Genomic DNA, 24,020 nt, shown 5'->3' on the forward strand with positions numbered 1-24,020 from the left:
TTGACCTAACACCAATCAAGAAAATTATTGTTGCAGACAAAGTGGTGTTAGACCCAATTTACTTTGAGTTTGACAAATCTAACATTACACCACAAGGAGCATTAGAGTTAGACAAACTAGTCTTAGTGATGAACAAATACCCAGAAATGGTAATTTATGCAACATCACATACAGATAGTAGAGGTCCTGCAGGTTATAACATGAGCTTATCTGATAGAAGAGCTAAATCTACAGTAGCTTACATCGTATCTAAAGGTATTGATGCAAGTAGAATATCTGGAGATGGTAAAGGAGAATCAGAGCTATTATATGACTGTGGATCTAGTTGTACAGAAGAGCAACATCAATTTAACAGACGTTCTGAGTTTACAATCGTAAGCGGTGGACCTAAACAATAATAAACACTAGTTTAACAACCAATTAAAAACCAAAAAATAGCCTTACTAATCTTAGTAAGGCTATTTTAATTTATAGCTATTTTAAAGTCTTTGTAGCTTTGTAAACTATTAAGGTTTGTTATTGTAAATAGTATTATTAAGTATGCGAAGATTGACCTACTAATTTTATTATACACTTTGGTGCAAAAAAAAAGCCTAACTATAAAATAGTAGGCTTTTTTATTAATTAATTTGATTACCATCTTTGTCAACAAAATGATATTCAAGGTATGTGTAAGCATCTCTTGGTTGTATTTTAACCCATTTTTTGTGTTCAAAAAACCATTTTGAACGAATTGATGGAAAACCTTTTGTTAAAAAGGCTGCTATAAAAGGATGTGTGTTTAAAGTCACCTTCTTATAGTCTTTTTTAAATATTTGTTCTATGTCGTGAGTTATTTTAGGCACAATGTTAATTGGTGCTTCGACTTCTTCTCCATTAAAACTGTTAGGATTTTCCTCTCTTGTTTTAATATTCATTTCTGGTCTTACTCTTTGACGTGTAATTTGAATCAATCCAAACTTACTAGGAGGTAATATTTTGTGTTTGGCACGATCATCTTTCATTTCGTCACGAAGATGATTGTAAAGTTTTTTTCTATGTTCAGCAGTATTTAGGTCAATAAAATCTATCACAATAATTCCACCCATATCACGTAATCTTAATTGTCGTGCTACTTCTGAAGCAGATATTAAGTTTACTTCAAGTGCTGTGTCTTCTTGAGAGTTTGATTTATTTGATCTATTACCACTATTTACATCAATGACGTGAAGCGCTTCAGTATGCTCGATGACAAGGTATGCACCTTTAGCCATAGAGACCGTCTTACCAAAAGCAGTTTTTATTTGTCTTTCTATTCCAAATTTTTCAAAAATAGGAATATTAGACTGATGTAATTTGACTATTGATTCTTTTTTTGGTGCGTATTGTTGCACGTAATCTTTAACTTGTGCATGTAATGCTTCATCATCTACATGAATCCCTGTAAAAGTGTCGTTAAATATATCTCTTAAAATAGAAGAGGCTTTATTTAACTCACCTAATACTTTGGTAGGATGATTTGCTTTATGCAATTTTTTACACATTGCTGTCCAACGACTAAGCAAATTTTGTAAATCTTTATCTAGTTCGGCTACTTTTTTGCCTTCTGCTACTGTTCGTACAATAACTCCAAAACCAGGCGGAGTTATACTCCTTACCAAACGTTTTAAGCGCTCTTTTTCTTCTTTGCTCTCTATCTTTTGCGAAATAGAAATTCGATCAGAAAATGGCACTAAAACAATATATCTGCCAGCTATGGACAGCTCTGAGCTAATCCTTGGGCCTTTAGTAGATATTGGTTCTTTAACTATTTGTACTAAAATAGACTGATTTGATTTTAAGACGTCAGTAATCTTTCCGTCTTTATCAATATCTTTTTCAAATGGGTAATCCTTTAAAGAAAAATCTTTTAGTTTACCTGTGCTTACACTTTTTGTAAATTTTAAAAGAGATGACATTTTTGGTCCTAAATCATGATAATGCAAAAATGCATCTTTTTCATAACCAACATTGACAAATGCTGCATTTAGTCCTGGAACAGCTTTTCTTATTTTGGCGATAAACACATCACCAACCGCAAAGTTGTTCCCATCTTCCTCTTTATGTAATTCAACTAATTTTCCATCTTTTAATAAGGCAAAATCAACAGCTTCTGGACTAGATCTAATAATTAATTCTTTATCCATTTAAGGTTAATTTTTATCCATACAACTAAGTATAGATGGATTATACAATATATCATACCTTTTTTTTAAACAAAAAAAGGTATGATAATCACAGGATTTTTTAAATCCGTTTGAGTTTAAAAATACGCAAGGTTTTACATATTTATAATAAACTCTATTTTCAAAGAACGATAATTTTAATAAACCAAAAAAGTAGTTATATAAACTACTTTTTGGTACTATTTCTTCTTCTTGTGACGATTAGCGCGTCTACGTTTTTTACGCTTATGCGTTGCAACCTTGTGTCTTTTACGTTTCTTACCACTTGGCATAGGGTTAATGTTTTTAAATTAATAATTCGTTTATAATATTTTTTACTTTACGTCTACGTTAGTTTTTACACCCTCTACAAATACTTTTGCAGGTTTAAACGCTGGTATGTTGTGAGCAGGAATCTTGATAGTCGTATTTTTTGAAATATTTCTTCCTGTTTTTTCTGCTCTTGTTTTAATGATAAAGCTACCAAATCCTCTAAGGTAAACATTATCACCTCCTTCTAAAGATGTCTTAACTTCTTCCATAAAAGTCTCTACAGTTGCCTGAACATCTCCTTTTTCTATTCCTAATTTTTCAGAAATCTTTGTTACTAAATCAGCTTTAGTCATTTTCTTTTCTTGTTTGCGTTATTAATTTTTCTAAGGGTTGGCAAATATAGGCATTTAATATTCAATATTTCAAACCTAATTCATTAAAATTTAATGCGATAAACTTTACTTTTGCTTTTCTTACTTTTTTCTAATAAATGAACTTTGCAAAACAATTAATTAATTGGTACACAGATAATAAACGAGATTTGCCTTGGCGTAACACTACAAACCCTTATTATATTTGGCTTTCCGAAATTATTTTACAACAAACACAAGTCGTTCAAGGCTTGCCATATTACACCGCTTTTACTACCAATTTCCCTACTGTTTTTGACTTAGCTAACGCTGAGGAACAAGAGGTGTTAAAGTTATGGCAAGGATTAGGTTATTACTCTAGAGCACGAAATTTGCACGCCTCAGCTAAATACATAGTAGATGAGCTTGATGGACATTTTCCGGATACTTTTGATGATATTATTAAACTGAAAGGAGTAGGTGATTATACAGCAAGTGCAATTGCTTCTATTAGTTTTAATGAGGTTACTGCAGTTGTTGACGGTAATGTTTACAGAGCGTTGTCTAGGATTTATGGTATTTACACTCCTATTAATACAGGTAAAGGTTTTAAAGAGTTTAAGATGTTAGCACAACAATTAATTGATGTTAAGCAACCAGCTACTTTTAATCAAGCTATAATGGAGTTTGGTGCAAGATTGTGTAAGCCTAAAAATCCAGATTGTAATAGTTGTCCTTTTAACAACACTTGTGTTGCTTTACAAAAAGCTGTAATTAGTGATTTGCCTGTAAAAATTAAAAGTGCTAAGGTTTCCAAAAAGTATTTTAACTTTATTGTAATTCTTTCTAAGGATGGTAAAACGGTTATACAACAGCGACTAGGTAGTGGTATTTGGCAAAATTTATATCAATTTCCTTTAATAGAAACTGATAAAGATGCGTCTTTTGATAGTATTGAGGAGCAAATTAAATTGATTGCACCATTAAAAGAACAATTTTTAGAATTGTCTTTGTATAACGAAAAAGCAATAGTGCATAAATTATCCCATCAGCATTTATACACTAAATTTTGGATTGTATCTTTAGATAGTAACCTTCCAGAAGGTATTGCTTTTGATAAAATAAAGGATTTTCCAGTACCAATATTGATAGGTAATTTTATCGAAAAATTTAATTTTTAATTCATTACTGTCAACGCCTCAATATTTTTTATTAAATTTATTTACATTGAAGCTTAAAACTGTAATTTTGTATTAGAAAAAAACACTACTTATGTCAGGAACATTAAATAAAGTTATGCTAATTGGGCATTTAGGAGATGAAGTTAAAATGCACTACTTTGAAGGAGGTGGTTGTGTTGGACGTTTTCCTTTAGCAACCAACGAGACTTATGTTAGCAAGCAAACTAACGAGCGTGTTACTAATACGGATTGGCATAATATAGTAGTGCGCAATAAAGCTGCTGAAATTTGTGAAAAATATCTAACAAAAGGTGATAAGGTTTATGTTGAAGGTCGTATAAAAACTAGAAAATGGCAAGACGAATCTGGAAATGATCGTTATAGTACAGAGATACAAGTGTCTGACTTTACATTTTTAAGTACAAAGCGTGATCCTGAGGCAGCTCCAGTGACACCAGCTGTACAACAGCAACAAGCACCAAAAACCGATATTCCAAAACAAACGTCTTCAGCCTCTAGCGAAGACGATCTACCGTTTTAATAAGTGATTATGGACCCTGAACCCTCTAGTTTTTTAGCATTAGTAATTTCTGACAACATTAATATTGTACTAGGTTTTGTGCTGTTAATTGTATTATTGATATGTTCTGCAATGATTTCTGGAGCAGAAGTCGCTTTGTTTTCATTAACAAAATCTGATCTTGAAGACGAAGCATTACAAGGTAAAAAGCAGATTCAAATAATTTCAAAGCTATTAATTCGTCCTAAAAAATTATTGGCAACCATTTTAGTGGCTAATAATTTTATAAATATTGGGATTGTAATACTGTTTGCCTTTTTAGGCAACTATTTGTTTGCAGGTATAAACTCTGCATTAGTTAAATTTATAGTGGAAGTAGTAGTCATTACTTTTTTAATATTACTTTTTGGTGAAATTTTACCTAAGATTTATGCTAGTCGCAATAATTTAAAATTTGCGACATTTATGGCCTATCCATTAGGTGTTTTAGATGTATTATTTTCGCCTTTAAGTTTGCCAATGCGCAGTATTACGCTGACAATTCATAATAGATTAGGAAAACAAAAATCTAATATCAGTGTGGATCAATTGTCTCAGGCATTAGAGCTAACAAGTGAGCATGACACAACTAAAGAAGAACAAAAAATATTACAAGGGATTGTAAGTTTTGGGAATACAGATACCAAACAAGTTATGCAACCGCGTATTGATGTCTTTGCTCTAAATGTAGAGCAACCTTATAGCGAGATTATTCCAGAAATTATAGAAAACGGTTATTCTAGAATACCAGTATATAAAGATAGTATGGATAATATCGTTGGCGTATTGTACGTTAAAGATTTATTGCCATATATTGATAAACAAATATTTGATTGGACATCTTTATTAAGATCACCATTTTTTGTGCCAGAAAATAAAAAATTGGACGATTTAATGGCGGAATTCCAAGAGAAAAAAGTACATCTTGCTGTAGTTGTTGATGAGTATGGAGGAACATCTGGATTAGTGTCATTAGAAGATATTATTGAAGAGATTGTAGGTGATATTAGTGACGAGTTTGATGACGAAGACTTAGTGTTTTCAAAGCTTGATGATAAAAATTATGCTTTTGAAGGTAAAACTGCATTAAAAGATTTTTATAAAATTATTAAGTTAGAAAACGATACAATTTTTGAAGATAATAAAGGTGAAGCTGAGACTATTGCTGGTTTTATTTTAGAAAATTCTGGAGGTTTTCCTAAACGAAACAGTAAAATACAGTTTGAAAACTACGTTTTTACAATTGAAGCATTAGATAAAAAACGTATAAAACGTGTCAAGGTTACCTTGCCCTAAATAACAAAATATAAAGGCTAATTATTATTGCCTAAGTAATTAAAACATGAGACATTTAATAATCTTCCTTTTAACCTTTGTAATACTAACAAGTTGTGGAAACGACCCAATACCAAAGCCAAAAGGGTATCTAAGGTTAGAGTATCCTCAGGCAGATTATAAAATGTATAATCAAGATTTGCCTTTTGCTTTTGATCAAAACATGCAAAGTGATACCATAATTTATAAGCCTTTACAAGATGATGTAAAAAGTTTTGGACTTAACATAGAGTATAAAAAATTAAAAGGAACCATTTACCTTACTTATAAAGCAATAGATGGACAAGAGCGCTTAATAAAGTACCTTAAAAATGCTCAAAATTTTACTCAAGAACATACTAAAAAAGCAGATGCTATTGAAGAGGTAGTTTGGGAAAACCCTGTGAATAAAGTGTATGGAATGTTTTATGAAGTTGGTGGTAATGCAGCTTCACAATCTCAGTTTTATATAACGGATAGTATAAATCATTTTTTAACTGGGTCATTATATTTTTATGCTAAACCTAATTATGACTCGATATTACCTGCTGCTAATTATCTTCAAAAAGATATTAAGCGTATAATGGAAAGTGTCCAATGGAAGTAATTTTGATTATTTAAACACATCTTTAAATCACAAATAGAAAAGAATAAAAAAAGCCTTGAATTTTCAAGGCTTTCATATTTAAATAAGGTAATGTTTGTTAAGCTTTTTTAGCGTCTGAACAACATGCTTTTTTGCAGTCTTTAGCGCAAGCTAATTTTTCTGCTTCAGTTTTGTTAGCACATTTTTTCTTGCATTCTGCAGTTTTAGCAGCACAATCTTTACAGTCTTTTTTAGTGCAATCTTCTTTACACTTCATTGTGCATTCTTTTTTTGCAGTAGAAAAAGCATCTACCGTATGCATGTCTTTTACTTTATAGGTGTCAGCAACACTTGTAACAGTAGTTTCTAATGATGCAGGAGTTACTAATGCTTCATCATATTCTACCATTGCTAATTCGCGATCAAAATCTACAATTGCAGATTTTACACCTTCCATTTTAGCCATTTTTTTCTCAATAGTTTTTGCACAACCCATTGCGCAAGTCATACCTTCGATTTTAAATTCAGCTTTAGCTAACTTAGCATTTGGATTAATTTCTGCTTTTTTTGTTAATTCTGTAGTTTCTGTAGCAGAAGGTGATGTCATAACTTCTGGCTCAGCTTCGTTTTTACAACTAAATGTTAATACTGTTATTGCAACTAGTACTAGTATATGTTTAAATGATTTCATTTTAATAAAATTTAATTATTGTTTAATAGTTACAAAATTACTAAATAATATGCTTTATTGCTTTTTATATTGGATTTTTGTACCGTAAAATTTAGCTATGCAAAATAATAACACTAAAAAATGGGTGTATTTACTTGTTTTGTCTCTTATTTGGGGAACGTCATTTATTTTAATTAAGAAGGCTTTGTTGGGTTTAAATGCCTATCAATTAGGTGCTTTGCGTACTTTAATTACAGGACTGTTTTTGTTTATGGCAGGTTATAAAAAGATACGTTTAATTAAAAAAACGGATTGGAAATGGATTGCGATTTCGGGCTTTTTAGGGTCTTTTATTCCTGCGTTTTTCTTTGCAATTGCCGAAACCCAAATAGATAGTGCGGTTGTGTCTGTTTTAAATAGTTTAGTGCCTTTAAACACTGTTTTAATTGGTGCTGCTGTATTTAAAATAGCAAGTACTACTAAGCAGGTTGTTGGTGTTATTATTGGCTTTATTGGTACGTCTATTTTGATCTTAGAAGGTGCAGATTTAAATCCAAATCAAAATTATTGGTTTGCAGGATTTGTAATAGCGTCTACGGTTATGTACGCCATAAATGTTAACATTATTAAGCGCTATTTGCAAGATGTTAAACCTTTAGCAATAGCTGTTGGTAATTATGTTGTTATTTTTATACCTGCTTTAGTTGTTTTGATTTTCGCAGACTTTTTTAATGTGGCAAACTTTAGTAATCCTGATTTTACAAACGCAATTGGTTACGTTGTTATTTTATCCTTTTTTGGTACTGCTTTGGCTAAAGTATTGTTTAACACTTTGGTGCAAATGTCTACTCCTGTATTTGCGTCTTCTGTGACTTATATTATGCCAATTGTTGCTTTAGTTTGGGGCTTGATGGATGGAGAAAGTTTTAGTGTGACACAAATTATTGGGACTTTAATTATTTTAATTGGTGTGTATTTAGCTAATAGAAAAGCAAAAAAAATCCGAAACGTTTAAGCTTCGGATTTTTAGTTTAATTGTAATGTATATTAGTTAAAATCTGCATCAGTAACTTCTTCGTTTACTTTTACATTTTTAATATTCATAGACATTGTTTGTGGTCCAGCTATGATAGTCTGTGCGTAAGGGAATTTTACTCCGTTTACTTCAGAGTAGTTATCATACTTTACTGTTGTAGTAACTTCTTGTCCTTGCGCTTTAGTTGTGCTTTCTTCTTGAACTAACAAGTTTGATGCAACATCATAATAACGGTAAGATGCATCGTCACCTTTCATTACTTTTACTTTATAGCTGTCTGCTCCATCAATATCAACAATACTTACTAATGTTATATTAGCCATATCATATGATGTTTCTGGAAACATTCCAGCTTCAGCTTTTTTGTCTGATACTTCAGTGTCTGATAAAGGCATTTTTTGACCTTGTTGCTCTCTGTAACCAGTTGTACCGTTCCATTTAGACTTCATCATTACCATACCTTGCATAGCAACTTCCATAGACTCTTTATTGTCTTTAGTTTTCTTTATTTCAACTGTCAATGGTGGCGCTCCTTGGATTACAAAATCACCATCCATTTTTACAGAGTTTACCATGTTAATATTGTTGGTTCCTCCAATAGCTGTAATATAGTTGTCTAATACTGTTTTAGCAGTTACGCCATCAGGAATTGACTTTGAAAATTCTGGTTTTTCAACTGGATTTGCAAACTTGTCAAAGTACTTAATTGGTACTCCTGTTTTTTCTAATCCAGGGATTACATCACTACCTTTTCCAACTATAATTATACGTGCATTTTCTGGCTTAAAGTATTTGTTAGCCACACGTTGTACGTCCTCTACAGTTACTGCATTTATTTTAGATAAATACGTTTTGTAAAAGTCAGAAGGTAATTTATTTAGTTTAATGCTTAATGCGTATCTAGCAATTGTCTGAGGGCTTTCTAAAGCTAAAACAAAATCTCCAACATACTTAGCTTTTGCATTAGCTAATGCTTCAGCAGTAACAGGTTCTGATTTTATTCTTTTAATTTCTTTTAAAGTCTCTACAACTGCACTGTCAGTAACAGTGTTTCTTACTTCAGCTCCAGCTGTAAATCTTGACGCACCAAAACGAGAAGCACCAATACTAGAACGTGCTCCATACGTCCAACCATTTGCTTCACGTAAATTCATGTTTAAGTAGCTGTTAAAACCACCACCTAAAATTTTATTAGCAATTAATACTGCATGGTAATCAGGATCATTCATTTCTAACGTTACGTTATTAGTTAATGATATGTTTGATTGTACAGCATTTGGCATGTCTACAAAATTGATTTGTGTACTTGCTAGGTTTGGATTAGGAGTAACTAGATTTGTTGTAAAATCAATTCCTTTATCCCATTTTTTGAAGTATTTTTTAACTTGCTTTTCAACTGTCTTAAAATCTACATCACCAATAATTACTAAGTATGCATTGTTTGGGTTGAAGTATTTTTGATAAAATGCTCTAACATTATCAATTGTAATATTATTTACAGTTTCTTCTGTAATATATTCTCCGTAAGGGTGGTTATTACCATAAGATAATGCGCTACCTACACGACCTGCTACAGCATCTACACTTTTTTCGTTGTTTTTTAAACCTTCTAGAATAAGTGCTTTTTCTTTATCAAATTCTTCTTGAGAAAATAATGGATTCATAGCTGCATCAGCCATTAATTCCATAATACGTTCAGAGTATTTAGATAAACCACTAGCATAAGCTCCATCAGAACTAAACCCAAGGCTTGCTCCTAAAAAGTCAATCTCTTCATTAAAAACATCTTTAGGGATGTTAGTTGTACCGTTTCCTAACATGGCACCTAACATTGCAGATACACCTGCTTTGTTACCTTCTGTAATTGGTTGGTTATCTATAGTTAAAGCGTATGATACTCTTGGAAGCTTATGGTTTTCAACAATTAAAACTTTAAGTCCGTTTTTTAGTTCAAACTCTCCAGGGACTTCTAAAGTAATGGTTGGAGCAGGACCTGGTTCTGGTTGTTTAGATCTGTCTATTTGGGCTGTTGCCGAAATTGATATAAACAATACCGCTAATAAGGCTGTTATTTTTGTTTTCATATCTATTGAAATTTCTTTTTTATTTTTCGTCTTTACTTGGTAAATATTCTAAAACAACACGTTGGTTAGGATTTAAATATTTTTTAGCAACATTTTGAATCTCTTCTCTAGTAATAGATCTGTAGATTTTAATTTCGTTGTTAATTAAACTAATATCCTTATAAAGCATATAGTAGCGAGCTAATGAGTTTGCTACACCAGAAATGCTTGAATTTGAACTTACAAAATTGTTTTCAAATTGGTTTTGAAGTTTTTGGTAATCTCTTTCAGACATTAATTCAGTTTGTACCTTAACTAATTCTTCATCAATTTCGGCTAATAAACCATCTAAAGTATTTTCACCTAAAGGTAAACCGTAGATAATGTATGTACCGTAATCTTCTTGGCTTTGGTTAAAAGCACCTACTTGTACAGCCATTTTTTTGTCATCAACAATTTTTTTATACAATTTAGATGTTTTACCAGAACTTAAATAACTAGATAACATATCTAATACATAAGCATCTCTATCTGTCATTGCTGGTGTTCTGTAAGCAGCAATAATTGCAGGGATTTGTATGTTGTCGTCGTAAGCTGTTGCTTTAATAGTCTCAGTAATTGGGTCCTCTTTAGGGAAATTTCTAACTATATCTTCTCCTCTTGGGATTGGTCCAAAATAGTCTTTAATCATCTTTTTTGTAGAGGCAATATCTATATCACCAGCAACAACTAATACAGCGTTATTTGGTACGTAGAATTTTTTGTTAAACGCTTGAAATTCTTCTAAAGAAGCAGCGTCTAAATGCTCCATTTTTCCAATAGTTGTTCCTTTATAAGGGTGTTTTTTGAAAATGTTAAGTTTAACATTTTCGATAAATTTACCATAAGGAGAATTGTCTACACGTAAACGTTTTTCTTCTTTTACAACTTCATTTTGAGTGTCCACACCAATCTGATTGATAATTGGATGCATTAAACGCTCAGATTCCATCCATAATCCTAATTCTAGGCTATTAGAAGGGAAAACTTCGTAATAATACGTTCTGTCGTCAGTTGTGTTTGCGTTATTACTTCCTCCTTGAGAGGTTACAATTTTAAACCATTCACCACGATCGATGTTTTCAGTACCTTCAAATAAAAGGTGTTCAAAAAAGTGAGCCATACCTGTACGATCTGGCTGTTCGTCTTTTGCACCAACATGGTACATTACAGAGGTAGTTACTACAGGAGCAGAGTTGTCTTGGTGTAAGATAACGTGTAAACCATTGTCTAAATCATACTCTTCGTAGTTAACTTCTTGTGCTGTAGCAGAAAAACCAGCTAAAAGCAAAGCAGCTAATGAGAATAAACTTTTTTTCATGTGTTTGATTATTTAATTTATCAGTTTAAGTATTAGTATACTGTTATATGTTTTTGTTACAACAGTTTTAACAAAAATAACAATACAACCATGTATTACTGCTTAATTTATTGAAAATTAACATCAAATTATAAAAATTTGGTTTCATTTTCACGAAATTTAAAGGGATTATTAACCAAAAACCATAAATTAATATGAAAAATATTTCCCTTCCTATAAGATTTGGGTTAGTTATAAGCGCATGTTTAATTGCCTTTTTTTTAATCCTGTCTTTGTTTAATTTACATACTAATCCTTTTTTTAGTTTATTTAATGGTGTAATAACAGGTTTTGGTATTTATGAAACTATAAAGTATTATAAATTACAACAAGCTGATAAATTTAGTTACACAGGCGGTTTTACCGTAGGTGTCATTGCCGGTTTTATAGCAGCGATTTTGTTTACAGTTTTTTTTACCTTTTATGCTACAGAAGTTGATGCTGAATTTTTGAAGAAATTATTAACCGTTTTTAAAAGAGACTATAATGTGCACATAGGCTTGGTTGCTTTTGTTGTTGCGATTATGGGATTTGCAACAACAGTAGTTATTACACTTACTTGTATGCAACTTTTTAAAAATAGCAGAAATATGCCTCAAAAATAATAAAAGGTTTGTAGATTAATTAATTAGAAGTATATTTGCATCCGTTTTCTCAGGAAAATGAGATTATTTTATATAAACTAATTAATAAAAACGTTACGCTATGTACGCAATTGTAGAGATAGCAGGGCATCAATTTAAAGTTGAAAAAGACCAAAAAGTTTTTGTTAACCGTTTAGCAACAGAAGAAGGAGAAGCAGTGTCTTTTGACAATGTCCTTTTAATTGCAGATGGTTCTAACATAACTGTAGGCGCCCCAGCTATAGGCGGAGCACAAGTAAGTGCAAAAGTCTTAAAGCACCTTCAAGGTGATAAAGTTATTGTTTTCAAGAAGAAAAGAAGAAAAGGTTACCGTAAGAAAAACGGACACAGACAAGCCTTAACTGAAATCGTAATTGAAAGTATAGTAGCTTCAGGAGCTAAGCCAGCAGCGAAAGCTGAAAAAGCTGCTCCAAAAAAAGAAACTAAAAAAGTAGAAGCTAAAGCTGCACCTAAAAAGGCTGCTAAAGCATCAGGAAAAGCTGACGACTTGAAAAAAGTTGAAGGTATTGGACCAAAAATTGCTGAAACATTAGTTGAAGCAGGAATCGCTACTTTTGCTGAATTAGCTAAAACTGATGCAGCTAAAATTTCTGAAATTATCGCAGGTGTACGTGGTAATCACGTAACTGACACATGGCCAGCACAAGCTCAATTAGCTGCTGATGGTAAGTGGGATGAGTTAAAGAAATGGCAAGACGAATTAGATGGTGGTAAAGCGTAATTGCTAAAACACTTTAAGTATAACAATTTAAACACTTAAGATCATGGCTCACAAAAAAGGGGTTGGTAGTTCGAAGAATGGTAGAGAATCTGAATCAAAACGTTTAGGCGTTAAGATTTTTGGAGGACAAGCTGCTATTGCTGGAAACATTATCATAAGACAACGTGGTAATACACATCACCCAGGTGAAAATGTATACCAAGGAAAAGATCACACTTTACATGCTAAAGTTGATGGTTTAGTAAAATTTACAAAGAAAAGAGACAACAAGTCTTACGTTTCTATTGAGCCTTTCCAAGCTTAATAATTTTATTTCCTAAAAAATTAAAACCCTTTCTATTATTTAGAAAGGGTTTTTTGTTGTTTTAGTATGTCGTTTATAATTTTTAAATGATGGTTGGTGTGCATTTGTAAAAATTTTGGTACACGTTTGGTATTTATGTGTCCAAATAAAGGATGTTTAAAATAGGCGTTTTTGTCTAAGTTTGTTAGTGTAGCAATATTAGATTTTGCTATTGTAATTTGTTGTATTAAATCTGCTTTAGTAATATTTTCTGGAGGTAGCACATGTTTTGGTGCTTTTGCTTTTCCTCTGGGGAAAAAGCCAAATATGAAAAAGACTTTACCTAAAAGTGTAAAGTTATTTTTAAATTGTTTTGGGTCTGATGTATTGGTAGCAATACTTACGTTGTTTATTACTTTAAGACTGTGGCCTATATGCCAAGCTATATTGCTTTTAGATACTTTAGAGTTTGATTGGTCGTGATTTATTATGTGATGTTCTAAATTATTTATGGCTGTAGTAAGTTTTTGTTTGGACATGGTCTTATTTTTTGTCTTGTGAAGATACTTAAAACGAACTTGACTTAACAAAAATGAAACCATTTTACTAGAAGAACAGTGCTTTTGCGGATTAATTTGCAATAAGGATTGTAGTGGCATCCTTTTTTGAGGTACGAGAAAAAGATATAACGGAAAGCGTGGTTGTTTTTGGTTTTTTTCCAAAAACAAATTGCCATAAAACAAAAAAATCCCAAACATTGCTGCTTGGGACTTAATATATAATTTCAAAGTATGTGATTGCTAAATCACTAAAAAGTGACGTGCAATGACGCTTTGATTAGTATCTGTAATGTTCTGGCTTGTATGGTCCTTCAACTTTAACACCAATATAATCAGCTTGGTAATCTGCTAATTCTGTTAGCTCTACACCAATTTTTTCTAAATGCAATTTAGCTACTTTTTCATCTAAATGCTTTGGTAACATATATACGTCGTTTTCGTATTTATCGCTATTTTTCCAAAGTTCGATTTGTGCTAAAGTTTGGTTTGTAAATGAGTTAGACATTACAAAACTAGGGTGTCCTGTTGCGCAACCTAAGTTTACTAAACGTCCTTCGGCAAGCAAGATAATATCTTTACCATCAATGTTGTATTTGTCAACCTGAGGTTTGATTGTGTCTTTAGTATGGCCATGGTTTTTGTTTAACCATCCTACTTGAATTTCGTTATCAAAGTGACCAATGTTTGCTACGATTACTTTGTCTTTCATTGCTTCAAAATGCTCTGCACGTACAATGTCTTTGTTACCTGTAGTTGTAATGATTATATCAGAATTACCAACAACTGTTTCTAGTTTTTTAACTTCAAAACCGTCCATTGCTGCTTGTAAGGCACAAATTGGGTCAATTTCTGTAACTGTTACAATACTTCCAGCACCTTTAAAAGAGGCAGCTGTACCTTTACCAACGTCTCCATAACCACAAACAGTTACACGTTTACCAGCTAACATAATGTCTGTTGCACGACGTATTGCGTCTACTGCAGACTCTTTACAACCGTATTTGTTGTCAAATTTAGATTTAGTTACAGAGTCGTTTACGTTAATTGCTGGCATTGTTAAAGTACCGTTTTTAACACGCTCGTACAGTCTGTGTACTCCTGTTGTAGTTTCTTCAGATAATCCTTTAATTCCTGCAGATAATTCTGGGTATTTATCTAAAACCATGTTGGTTAAATCTCCACCATCATCTAAAATCATGTTTAATGGTTTGCGGTCTTCTCCAAAAAATAAGGTTTGCTCGATACACCAATCAAATTCTTCTTCTGTCATGTCTTTCCAAGCGTACACAGCTGTACCTGCATCTGCTATTGCAGCAGCAGCTTGATCTTGTGTAGAGAAAATGTTACAAGAACTCCAAGTAACTTCTGCTCCTAAAGCTTGTAATGTTTCTATTAAAACAGCAGTTTGGATAGTCATGTGTAAACATCCAGCAATACGTGCTCCTTTTAAAGGTTGTTCGTTTTTGTATTCTTCACGTAAACTCATTAAACCTGGCATTTCTGCTTCGGCTAAATTAATTTCTTTTCTTCCCCAAGCCGCAAGCGACATGTCTTTTACCTTATTAGGTACGTAAGCAACGTTTTTTGTACTCATATTATTTCTCTCTTTATTTTATAAATGAAACACCTTTGGGAATTAGCACTTAAAATGGTTAAATTCGCTTAACTAAAATGCATATTTCGCCTTAGGCTTTGCAAAGATAACTAATAGAATTTAGAATATTAAATGCCTCTATATAAAACCCTTACTCCAAATTCACAAACTACTGTTAAAATCTGGAAGATTGAAGAGTCTTATGACCAATTAATCAATGGATTAGAATTAAAACCAGAGAGTTTAGATCGTGTCTTAGGTATGAAAAGTGAGCTGCATCAACGTGGTTTTTTAAGTGTTAGACACTTGCTTAATGCTTTTGGTTATACGGATCATGATTTATTTTATGACGCGAATGGCAAACCACATTTAAAGGATGGAAAGCATATATCTATAACCCATAGTTTTACGTTTTCTGGCGTTATTATTAGCGATACCGAAGTTGGTATAGATATTGAAAGACAGCGTCAAAAAATAGCAGTTATTGCAAAAAAGTTTGTGGCGTATGAGTTTGAATATTTGGATAAAGAAGCTTCTGATTATATTAATAAACTAACTGTTATTTGGGGAATAAAGGAATCTTTATACAAATTGTTTGCTACTCCAGGTATGTTGTTTAGGGAACATTTTTTGGTAATTCCGTTTTCTATAATTGATGCGCAAACGGTTTGCTGGATAGATTATAAGGGTTTAAAAAAACGTTATACTGCCAATTACTTAGAGTTTGAAGGTTTTACTTGTGCTTATGTTATAGAATAATGAGTGTTTACAACGACATACTTTCCGCGAAAGCGAAACAAGAAAAATTATTAGCTATACTAATTGATCCTGATAAATTTGATATTAATTCATTATCGCAATTTGCCAATAAAATTAATCGCTCTATAATTACACATGTTTTTGTTGGTGGTAGTACAGTTGAGTTGGAGGTTACGCAAAAATTAGTAGCTGCTTTAAAACCACTAACTAAATTACCCATTGTGCTATTTCCTGGTGATGTAACGCAAATATCAAAGGATGCTGACGCTATCTTGTTTTTGTCCTTAATTTCTGGTCGAAACCCTAAATATTTAATCGAAAAACAAATTGAAGCGGTTTCAATTTTAAAACACACCAATTTGGAAGTGATTCCTACGGGATATATTTTAATTGAAAACGGAAAAGAAACTGCGGTTCAAAAAGTAACAGAAACTAAACCGATCCCAACTGCTTTACATTGTTTAGTTGCCGATACAGCAAAAGCAGGTGAATTAATGGGTAAAAAAATTATTTACTTAGAAGCTGGAAGTGGAGCATTACATCCTGTGCCATTACAAATGATTAAGTTTGTGAAGCAAGATTTAACTATCCCTTTAATAGTTGGAGGTGGTATTAGAAGCAAACAACAATTGGATAACGCTTATAGTGCAGGAGCAGATTTAGTAGTAATTGGTACTGCTTTTGAAGAAAACCATGACTTTTTTGAAGAATTAAAACTATAAACCATGAAAATATCGGTAGATTTAACTTTGTCACCATTAAGTAATAATTATGAGCAGCACGTTATTGATTTTATTAAAGCTTTACGTGACTCTGATTTTACGGTTTTAGAAAACCCATTAAGTACTCAGGTTTTTGGCGATTTTGACCAGTTGATGCCTTTTTTAAACGAAAAGATTAAAGCTTCGTTTGAAAATCAAGACATCTGTGTACTAACTATGAAAGTTGTAAAAACAGACAGAAGCGATTATGAGCCACATTTTTGATTTCCTTTTTGGACAATATTTTGAATACGAAACAACAGATGTTGTTTTAGAGATTATTGCTGTAATTTTTGGTTTTTTATCTGTATTGTTTTCTAAACAAAATAAAATTTGGGTGTTTCCTACAGGTATGATAAGTACCTTAATTTTTGTGTATTTATTATTAAAATGGGATTTGTTAGGCGATATGATGATTAACGCCTATTATTTTGTAATGAGTGTTTATGGTTGGTATATATGGACAAGAAAAGTGGACGATCAACACGTTACACCTATATCTGTTACCACAAAAAAGGAAAAAAAATTAAGTGTAATTATTTTTTTAGCAACTATGTTATTTGTGTTTGCAGTTTATAAAACATTTGATAAGTGGACTAGTTGGGTAGCATATGTTGATACAATTACTACTGCAATATTTTTTGTTGGTATGTGGTTGATGGCTAGACGTAAAATTGAAAACTGGATTTACTGGATTATTGGAGACATTATCTCTGTTCCTTTATATTTTTATAAAGGATTTACATTTACTTCTTTTCAGTATTTAGGATTTACAGTAATTGCAATATTTGGTTATTTACAATGGAAAAAACACTTGAACAGCAACCGGCAAACTGTGTAAAAATAGTTTTGTTTGGACCAGAATCTACTGGAAAAACGACGTTATCTCAGCAATTAGCTAGGCATTATCATTCCGTTTGGGTACCGGAATATGCTAGAGATTATTTACAAAATAAATGGAATAACGAACGTAAAACCTGCGAAACTCACGATTTACTTCCAATAGCTATGGGTCAAATGAGTATGGAAAACCATTTGGCAAAAAAAACAGATTCTGTACTAATTTGTGATACTGATTTATTAGAGACTAAAGTATACTCTGAAACCTATTACTCTGGGACTTGCGATCCGATTTTAGAAAAATATGCTATAAAAAACACTTATGATTTATACTTTTTAACGTATATTGATACACCTTGGGAAGCAGATGATTTAAGGGACAAGCCTGAAGAAAGAGAAGCAATGTTTGAAACGTTTAAATCTACATTAATAAAATATAATAGACCTTATGTATTATTAAAAGGAGATAAGAAAACAAGATTACAATTAGCCATAAAACACATAGATTTATTATTAGCAAAACATAATGATGCAGTTTAATAGTTCAGATAAAATTTTCATAGAAAAAAAAGGATTAACACTTAAAAAGGTAGAGCAACAATTACAGTTGCTTAAAACAGGATTACCCTTTATTAATTTAGAAAGAGCAGCAACTATTGAAGACGGAATACTTAAGTTTTCTGAGCAAGAGAAATCGGGTTTAATAAAGGTTTATGATGCTCAAAAAGAAGCACTCAAAATTGTCAAATTTGTTCCTGCTTCTGGAGCAGCGACTAGGATGTTTAAATTTTTATTTGATTTTATCAAGGATTTTAAGCCTAAAAAGCAAAGTATAAATGCTTATGTAAATAAATTTAAGGCTTCAGAATTATCTTTATTTTTTATTGGGTTAGAAAAACTACCTTTTTATAATCTAGTAATAACCTATTTAAAGTCACAAAACAAAAACTATAATAAATTATCAAACGATGAAAAATTGGTTGCGTTTATCAAAGCTATTTTAAACGATGATCAATTAGCGTTTAGTGCTTTTCCAAAAGGATTATTACCGTTTCATAAATATAAGGATCATTTAGCCAGCGCTTTTGAGGAGCATTTATTTGAGGCTGCATTGTACGCGACCTCAAAAGGTAAAGCTTCTCTTCATTTTACTATTTCAGAAAAACATAAAGAAAAGTTTGATGCTGAGTTTACTAGAATTCAGCAAATAGTTGAAAGTAAAACCAATACTAAATTTGATATTTCTTTTTCCTATCAAAAAGAATCTACAGATACAATAGCTGTTTCAGCAAAAAATGAAATTGTTAGAGAGGACAATCACGAGCTATATTTTAGACCATCCGGTCATGGTGCTTTACTTGAAAACTTAAACGACTTTGATGCTGACATTATTTTTATTAAAAACATTGATAATGTTGTAGTTTACAAATATGAAGAAGAAGTCGCTAAGTCTAAAAAAATGCTAGCTGGTTTATTGATTAATATAAAAAAACAAGCGTTTAAGTATGCTAAAGATTTAGATACAAAACAATTGTCTCATGATGATATAGTCGAGATTGCAGAGTTTTTGATTTGTAAAATGAATGTTGTAATTTCTCCTGAATTTGAAAAATATTCTACAGCATATCAAATAGATTATTTAAAAAATAAACTAGACAGACCAATCCGCATTTGTGGTATGGTTGAAAACGAAGGAGAGCCAGGAGGAGGTCCATTTTGGGTTAAAGATGAAGGCGCAAATCTGTCTTTGCAAATAGTGGAATCTGCTCAAATTAACAAAAAGGATAAAGAGCAAAAAAACATCTTAAAAAAAGCGACGCATTTTAACCCTGTAGACATCGTTTGTAGTATAAAAAACTATAAAGGCGAAACGTATGATCTTCAAAAATTTGTTGACCACCAAACAGCTTTTATTACTATGAAAACAAAAGTTGGTAAAGATATTAAAGCGTTAGAGTTGCCAGGACTTTGGAACGGAAGTATGTCTAATTGGAACACTATTTTTGTTGAAGTACCTTTAGTTACCTTCAATCCAGTAAAAACGGTTAATGACTTATTAAAACCAACACATCAAGTCTTATAACGTGTTAGACAAACAAGCTTTAGAAAAAGAATTTAACCTTAAAGCTATCAGAAGTTCTGGTAGTGGTGGTCAGCATGTCAATAAAGTTGCTACTAAAATAGAGTTAAGTTTTTCTATTAATGATTCCTTAGTGCTTGCAAACGACCAAAAAGAACGTATTAAATCAAAATTAGCAACTAGGCTAACTAAAGATCAGGTATTATTATTGCAATGTGGAGACACTAGAAGTCAATTAAAAAATAAAGGGATTATTATAAAACGTGCAATTGCTATTTTACAACAAGCTTTACAAGTAGATCCAGAGCGTAAACCAACCAAAATCCCAAGAGCAGTTATTCGTAAACGCTTAAAAAACAAAAAACACAATTCAGATATAAAAGCTAGTCGAAAAAAACCAAAAATAGAGTAGCTTATTATATATGTCTTAATTGTATTTTAACAATATTAATTATTGCGTAGATTATTCTTTGAAAAAAAATCAAGAATCATATTTCATAAATCAAAATTCTAATCTACCTTTGCAGCGTTCTCAAAAAAGGGGTGCCTATATCGGCTGAGATCATACCCATTGAACCTAGAACAGGTAATGCTGTTTAGGAAATTTGAAACACAATTTTTTGTGTTACTATGTAATATATAGAGAGTCTATGTATTACAAAATTTAATTAATAACAATTAAGAATAATTACCTCTTTTTATTCGATTAGTAATTTAATCGTAATGAAAAATTTATTTCTTTTTTTAACACTATTAGTGTTATCGGTCAGTGTTAACGCACAAGACAAAAAAACAGTTGAGTCGGACTCAACAAAAATCACAAAACTTGATGAAGTCTTACTATCTGCTACTAGAGCAAAGGATAAGACACCAGTAGCTTTTTCAAACATCACAAAAGAAGAGTTAGAATCTATAAATCTTGGTCAGGATTTGCCAGTATTATTAGATCAATTACCATCCGTAGTAACAACAAGTGATGCAGGAGCAGGTGTTGGTTATACAGGGATTAGAGTTAGAGGTAGTGACGCGACACGTGTCAATGTTACTATCAACGGAATACCTTACAATGACCAAGAAAGTCAAGGGACATTCTGGGTTAATATGCCTGATTTTGTAAGTTCTGTTGAAGATATTCAATTACAACGTGGTGTTGGAACATCTACCAATGGATCTGGTGCTTTTGGTGCTAGCTTAAACTTGAAAACACTTAATCCATCGACTGATGGTTATGCTACAACAACTAACGCAGTAGGTAGTTTTGGAACTAGAAAACATAATATTAGTATTGGTTCTGGTATTAAAAATAATTTTTATGCTGAAGCTAGATTATCCAATATACAAAGTGATGGATATATTGATAGAGCTAGAGCAGACTTAAATAGTTATTATACAGAGGCTGGTTTTGTTAACGAAAAAACATCCATAAAAGCTATTGTTTTTGGAGGAAAAGAAGAGACTTACCAATCTTGGTACGGAACACCAGAAGCAGTTGTTAATAACGATTTAGAAGGAATTCAGGCTTTTATTGATAGAAATTATCCAAGTGATGCAGAAGCTGAAAATTTATTAAATTCAGGAAGAACATATAATTACTACACATATGATAATGAAATTGATAGCTATCAACAAACACATTATCAATTACATGCTTCTCACCAATTTAACTCTAATTTTTCTGCTAATATTTCTGGTAATTTTACAACAGGTAAAGGTTATTATGAACAATATAAAGATGGTGAGGAATTAGGTGACTATTTCCCAAATAATGCAAATGCTTCAGACGAAGGTGATGTCATTAGAAGACGTTGGTTAGATAATAATTTTACCGCAATTGTATATTCACTTAACTATAAAAGGGATAAGTTAAATTTATATTTAGGTGGAGGTTATAATTCTTATAAAGGGGATCATTTTGGTGAAGTTATTTGGGATTCATTTGAAACACCAATACCTGTAAGAAGCAATTATTATTTTAGTTATGGAGATAAGCAAGATTTTAATACGTACTTAAAAGCCGAGTATAATATCAATTCAAATTTATTTGCATTACTAGATTTACAATATAGAACGGTTGATTATGAGTCTGTTGGAACAAGCTCAGATTTACTAGATATTAATGTAAAAGAAACGTATAATTTTTTTAATCCAAAAATGGGATTAACCTACAGGATTAACAATAATAGTAATGTGTATGGATCTTACGCTGTAGGTAACAGAGAGCCAAATCGTGACGATTTAACAAAAAATCCAATCAAACCAGTATCGGAACAGTTACATGATTTTGAGTTTGGTTATAAATTACAAAATTCTAAGTTTTACCTAAATGCTAATTTATACTATATGGATTATAAAGATCAATTAGTGTTAACAGGAGATTTAGATGATGTTGGTGATCCAATCAGACAAAATGTAGCAGATAGTTACAGAGCTGGTATCGAGATACAAACAGGATATAAATTATCGGATCAATTTAGGATTGATGCTAATGCAACTTTTAGTCAAAATAAAATTAAAGCGTTTGATTATGTCGTTTATGACACGCAGTATGATCCTAGCACATTTGATACAGTATCTTATGATGCTGTTGTGACAACTTATAATGATACAGATATCTCATTTTCGCCAAACGTAATATTTGGTAGCACATTAACCTACTCCCCAATTAAAAATGCTAACATCGCTTTATTATCTAAGTATGTTGGGCAACAATATTTAGACAACACGTCAAGTGATAGTAAAAGTATGGATGGCTATTTTGTAAACAACTTAAATGTTTCTTATCGTATCAAACCAACTTGGATTAAAGAAATCGCTTTTAATGTATTGGTTAACAATGTGTTTAATAATAAATATGTATCTAATGGTTATACGTATAGCTATTTTTATAGACCAGAAAACTCTAATGATGCACCAATCACAGAAAATTTTTACTACCCACAAGCAACCACTAACTTTTTAGCAGGTGTAACCTTAAAATTTTAACCAATAATTTTTACAACAACCCTTTAAAAGCATCTCTAAATTAGAGGTGCTTTTTTAGTTATTGTAAACTCTAATAACATCTCCATTAACCTCTACAAAGTAAGGTTTTAAACTATATTGTCCACTAGTGCCATCAAAAGGAACACCTCCACCAGCAACGCTATAACTATTACCATCATCGCAATTACAAGTTGCAATACCACTTTCAACAGTTAGTAAAGAGCAGTCTGAAGGGACGTGATTAGGATCTGTAATTTCAAAAGCATAATAAGTGTTACCTGTGTAATAAATGACAATGCCATTATACCCAAAACCATTGATAACAATACTACCACCAGGAAACTGCAAGTCATTATATTGTGGTAAAGTTGTGTTTATGGAATTAAAAGTGTCAAAATTAATATTTGGTATAAAATTATTGCTGTTATCAGTATCATCGTTTTTTTGACATGACGTTATTAGCGCAAAGCATAATATTATTGTAGTTAAAGACCTTAACATATAAATTTAATAATTTTTTAGGATTGCAATTTACAACAATTACAATGTTGAGTTAAATATTTTGTATATTTGTAAGACAAAATCTCGTGTCGACGAGATTTTTGTGTTTAACGCTAAATTGTTTTAGCGTCTTTTTATTTAAACGAAAAAAATATGAGTAAAGTATCTTATTATACAGCAGAAGGGTTAAAAAAATTGCGTGACGAGCTTAAGCAACTTAAGGATGTGGAGCGCGTTAAGGCCTCTAGAGCAATAGCAGAAGCAAGAGATAAAGGTGATTTAAGTGAAAATGCTGAGTATGATGCAGCCAAGGAAGCGCAAGGTATGCTAGAAATGCGTATTGCTAAACTAGAAGATCAAATGGCTGGAGCACGTGTTATTGACGAGTCACAAATGGACACCTCTAAAATATTAGTCCTATCTAAAGTAAAAATCAAAAACCAAACCAATGGTATGGAAATGAATTATACTTTAGTAGCAGATGGCGAAGCAGATTTAGCCTCAGGTAAAATATCTGTAAACAGCCCAATAGGTAAAGGTTTATTAGGTAAATCAGTTGGTGATGTTGCTGAAATACAAGTGCCAAGTGGTATTATTAAATTTGATATTGTCGAAATTAGTAGGTAATTATTCATTTAAATAATAACGCTAAAGCGGAAATATATAAAAATGTAAATTTTT

The 24,020-nt window shown here is 31.7% G+C and carries 26 protein-coding genes; 18 read left to right on the plus strand and 8 right to left on the minus strand.

Annotated elements, in window-relative coordinates; genetic code table 11:
- The coding region (locus tag V6251_RS06135) for an OmpA family protein (RefSeq protein WP_341587444.1) at nt 1-398 on the plus strand (398 nt) is incomplete at its 5' end.
- Nucleotides 399-620: 222 nt separating this feature from the next.
- On the opposite strand, the gene V6251_RS06140 is transcribed toward V6251_RS06135, so the two are convergent.
- Together V6251_RS06140 and V6251_RS06145 are read right to left on the minus strand one after the other, a co-directional pair.
- Complete coding sequence (locus V6251_RS06140) at nt 621-2,165, minus strand: Rne/Rng family ribonuclease (protein WP_341587445.1); 1,545 nt, start codon at nt 2,163-2,165, stop codon at nt 621-623.
- Between the two features lie 353 nt (nt 2,166-2,518).
- Nucleotides 2,519-2,809 (minus strand): HU family DNA-binding protein, encoded by a 291-nt coding sequence (locus V6251_RS06145; protein ID WP_028283181.1) that lies wholly within the window; start codon nt 2,807-2,809, stop codon nt 2,519-2,521.
- Between the two features lie 137 nt (nt 2,810-2,946).
- On the opposite strand from V6251_RS06145, the gene mutY reads away from it, so the two are divergent.
- The 4 genes from mutY (at nt 2,947) to gldD (ending at nt 6,467) form a co-directional block, all read left to right on the plus strand.
- The gene (mutY, locus tag V6251_RS06150) at nt 2,947-3,987 is read left to right on the plus strand and encodes an A/G-specific adenine glycosylase (protein WP_341587446.1); all 1,041 of its coding nucleotides are present in this window, start codon (nt 2,947-2,949) and stop codon (nt 3,985-3,987) included.
- A 91-nt stretch (nt 3,988-4,078) separates the two neighbouring features.
- Nucleotides 4,079-4,528 (plus strand): single-stranded DNA-binding protein, encoded by a 450-nt coding sequence (locus tag V6251_RS06155; RefSeq protein WP_341587447.1) that lies wholly within the window; start codon nt 4,079-4,081, stop codon nt 4,526-4,528.
- Between the two features lie 9 nt (nt 4,529-4,537).
- Nucleotides 4,538-5,842, plus strand: coding sequence for a gliding motility-associated protein GldE (locus tag V6251_RS06160; protein WP_341587448.1), 1,305 nt, complete (start codon nt 4,538-4,540; stop codon nt 5,840-5,842).
- 46 nt (nt 5,843-5,888) lie between these two features.
- Nucleotides 5,889-6,467, plus strand: a complete 579-nt coding sequence (gldD, locus tag V6251_RS06165) for a gliding motility lipoprotein GldD (RefSeq protein WP_341587449.1) — start codon at nt 5,889-5,891, stop codon at nt 6,465-6,467.
- Between the two features lie 97 nt (nt 6,468-6,564).
- Here the strand turns inward: gldD and V6251_RS06170 are convergent, their stop codons facing one another.
- On the minus strand, nt 6,565-7,137 hold the full coding sequence (locus V6251_RS06170; protein ID WP_341587450.1) for a heavy metal-associated domain-containing protein: 573 nt from the start codon (nt 7,135-7,137) through the stop codon (nt 6,565-6,567).
- A 97-nt stretch (nt 7,138-7,234) separates the two neighbouring features.
- Here V6251_RS06170 and V6251_RS06175 point away from each other — a divergent pair, with 97 nt between their 5' ends.
- Nucleotides 7,235-8,131, plus strand: coding sequence for a DMT family transporter (locus tag V6251_RS06175; protein WP_341587451.1), 897 nt, complete (start codon nt 7,235-7,237; stop codon nt 8,129-8,131).
- Nucleotides 8,132-8,163: 32 nt separating this feature from the next.
- On the opposite strand, the gene V6251_RS06180 is transcribed toward V6251_RS06175, so the two are convergent.
- Together V6251_RS06180 and V6251_RS06185 are read right to left on the minus strand one after the other, a co-directional pair.
- Entirely contained in the window at nt 8,164-10,236 is a 2,073-nt protein-coding gene (locus tag V6251_RS06180) for a M16 family metallopeptidase (RefSeq protein ID WP_341587452.1), read from the minus strand.
- 19 nt (nt 10,237-10,255) lie between these two features.
- Complete coding sequence (locus V6251_RS06185) at nt 10,256-11,575, minus strand: M16 family metallopeptidase (RefSeq protein ID WP_292948089.1); 1,320 nt, start codon at nt 11,573-11,575, stop codon at nt 10,256-10,258.
- Between the two features lie 194 nt (nt 11,576-11,769).
- On the opposite strand from V6251_RS06185, the gene V6251_RS06190 reads away from it, so the two are divergent.
- The 3 genes from V6251_RS06190 (at nt 11,770) to rpmA (ending at nt 13,283) form a co-directional block, all read left to right on the plus strand.
- A complete protein-coding gene (locus V6251_RS06190) occupies nt 11,770-12,219 on the plus strand; it encodes a DUF4199 domain-containing protein (protein ID WP_341587453.1) in 450 nt (149 codons plus the stop codon).
- A 100-nt stretch (nt 12,220-12,319) separates the two neighbouring features.
- Complete coding sequence (gene rplU / locus V6251_RS06195) at nt 12,320-12,979, plus strand: 50S ribosomal protein L21 (protein WP_145004235.1); 660 nt, start codon at nt 12,320-12,322, stop codon at nt 12,977-12,979.
- A gap of 43 nt (nt 12,980-13,022) precedes the next feature.
- Complete coding sequence (gene rpmA / locus V6251_RS06200) at nt 13,023-13,283, plus strand: 50S ribosomal protein L27 (RefSeq protein WP_028283192.1); 261 nt, start codon at nt 13,023-13,025, stop codon at nt 13,281-13,283.
- A gap of 35 nt (nt 13,284-13,318) precedes the next feature.
- Here the strand turns inward: rpmA and V6251_RS06205 are convergent, their stop codons facing one another.
- Together V6251_RS06205 and ahcY are read right to left on the minus strand one after the other, a co-directional pair.
- Nucleotides 13,319-13,801 (minus strand): DUF1569 domain-containing protein, encoded by a 483-nt coding sequence (locus V6251_RS06205; protein WP_341587454.1) that lies wholly within the window; start codon nt 13,799-13,801, stop codon nt 13,319-13,321.
- 298 nt (nt 13,802-14,099) lie between these two features.
- Nucleotides 14,100-15,416 (minus strand): adenosylhomocysteinase, encoded by a 1,317-nt coding sequence (gene ahcY / locus V6251_RS06210; protein WP_339808617.1) that lies wholly within the window; start codon nt 15,414-15,416, stop codon nt 14,100-14,102.
- A 132-nt stretch (nt 15,417-15,548) separates the two neighbouring features.
- On the opposite strand from ahcY, the gene V6251_RS06215 reads away from it, so the two are divergent.
- The 8 genes from V6251_RS06215 to V6251_RS06250 all read left to right on the plus strand — a co-directional run bounded on the left by V6251_RS06215 (nt 15,549) and on the right by V6251_RS06250 (nt 22,838).
- On the plus strand, nt 15,549-16,175 hold the full coding sequence (locus V6251_RS06215) for a 4'-phosphopantetheinyl transferase family protein (RefSeq protein WP_341587455.1): 627 nt from the start codon (nt 15,549-15,551) through the stop codon (nt 16,173-16,175).
- Nucleotides 16,175-16,897: a geranylgeranylglyceryl/heptaprenylglyceryl phosphate synthase gene (locus V6251_RS06220; RefSeq protein ID WP_341587456.1), complete on the plus strand. Its 723-nt coding sequence runs from the start codon at nt 16,175-16,177 to the stop codon at nt 16,895-16,897. Before V6251_RS06215 ends, V6251_RS06220 begins: the two co-directional genes overlap by 1 nt.
- 3 nt (nt 16,898-16,900) lie before the next feature.
- Nucleotides 16,901-17,161 (plus strand): hypothetical protein, encoded by a 261-nt coding sequence (locus V6251_RS06225; protein WP_341587457.1) that lies wholly within the window; start codon nt 16,901-16,903, stop codon nt 17,159-17,161.
- The gene (pnuC, locus tag V6251_RS06230; RefSeq protein ID WP_341587458.1) at nt 17,145-17,777 is read left to right on the plus strand and encodes a nicotinamide riboside transporter PnuC; all 633 of its coding nucleotides are present in this window, start codon (nt 17,145-17,147) and stop codon (nt 17,775-17,777) included. Before V6251_RS06225 ends, pnuC begins: the two co-directional genes overlap by 17 nt.
- Nucleotides 17,738-18,316, plus strand: a complete 579-nt coding sequence (locus V6251_RS06235) for an ATP-binding protein (protein WP_341587459.1) — start codon at nt 17,738-17,740, stop codon at nt 18,314-18,316. The genes pnuC and V6251_RS06235 overlap by 40 nt, the downstream gene beginning before the upstream one ends.
- The gene (locus V6251_RS06240) at nt 18,303-19,859 is read left to right on the plus strand and encodes a DUF4301 family protein (protein WP_341587460.1); all 1,557 of its coding nucleotides are present in this window, start codon (nt 18,303-18,305) and stop codon (nt 19,857-19,859) included. The genes V6251_RS06235 and V6251_RS06240 overlap by 14 nt, the downstream gene beginning before the upstream one ends.
- A gap of 1 nt (nt 19,860) precedes the next feature.
- Complete coding sequence (arfB, locus tag V6251_RS06245; RefSeq protein WP_341587461.1) at nt 19,861-20,268, plus strand: alternative ribosome rescue aminoacyl-tRNA hydrolase ArfB; 408 nt, start codon at nt 19,861-19,863, stop codon at nt 20,266-20,268.
- A gap of 311 nt (nt 20,269-20,579) precedes the next feature.
- The gene (locus V6251_RS06250; RefSeq protein WP_341587462.1) at nt 20,580-22,838 is read left to right on the plus strand and encodes a TonB-dependent receptor; all 2,259 of its coding nucleotides are present in this window, start codon (nt 20,580-20,582) and stop codon (nt 22,836-22,838) included.
- Between the two features lie 54 nt (nt 22,839-22,892).
- On the opposite strand, the gene V6251_RS06255 is transcribed toward V6251_RS06250, so the two are convergent.
- Nucleotides 22,893-23,339, minus strand: coding sequence for a hypothetical protein (locus V6251_RS06255; protein WP_341587463.1), 447 nt, complete (start codon nt 23,337-23,339; stop codon nt 22,893-22,895).
- Between the two features lie 153 nt (nt 23,340-23,492).
- On the opposite strand from V6251_RS06255, the gene greA reads away from it, so the two are divergent.
- Entirely contained in the window at nt 23,493-23,966 is a 474-nt protein-coding gene (greA, locus tag V6251_RS06260; RefSeq protein ID WP_145004207.1) for a transcription elongation factor GreA, read from the plus strand.
- Nucleotides 23,967-24,020: the final 54 nt, after the last annotated feature.

It is taken from the genome of Olleya sp. Ti.3.14 (assembly GCF_038154885.1).
Classification (GTDB): domain Bacteria; phylum Bacteroidota; class Bacteroidia; order Flavobacteriales; family Flavobacteriaceae; genus Olleya.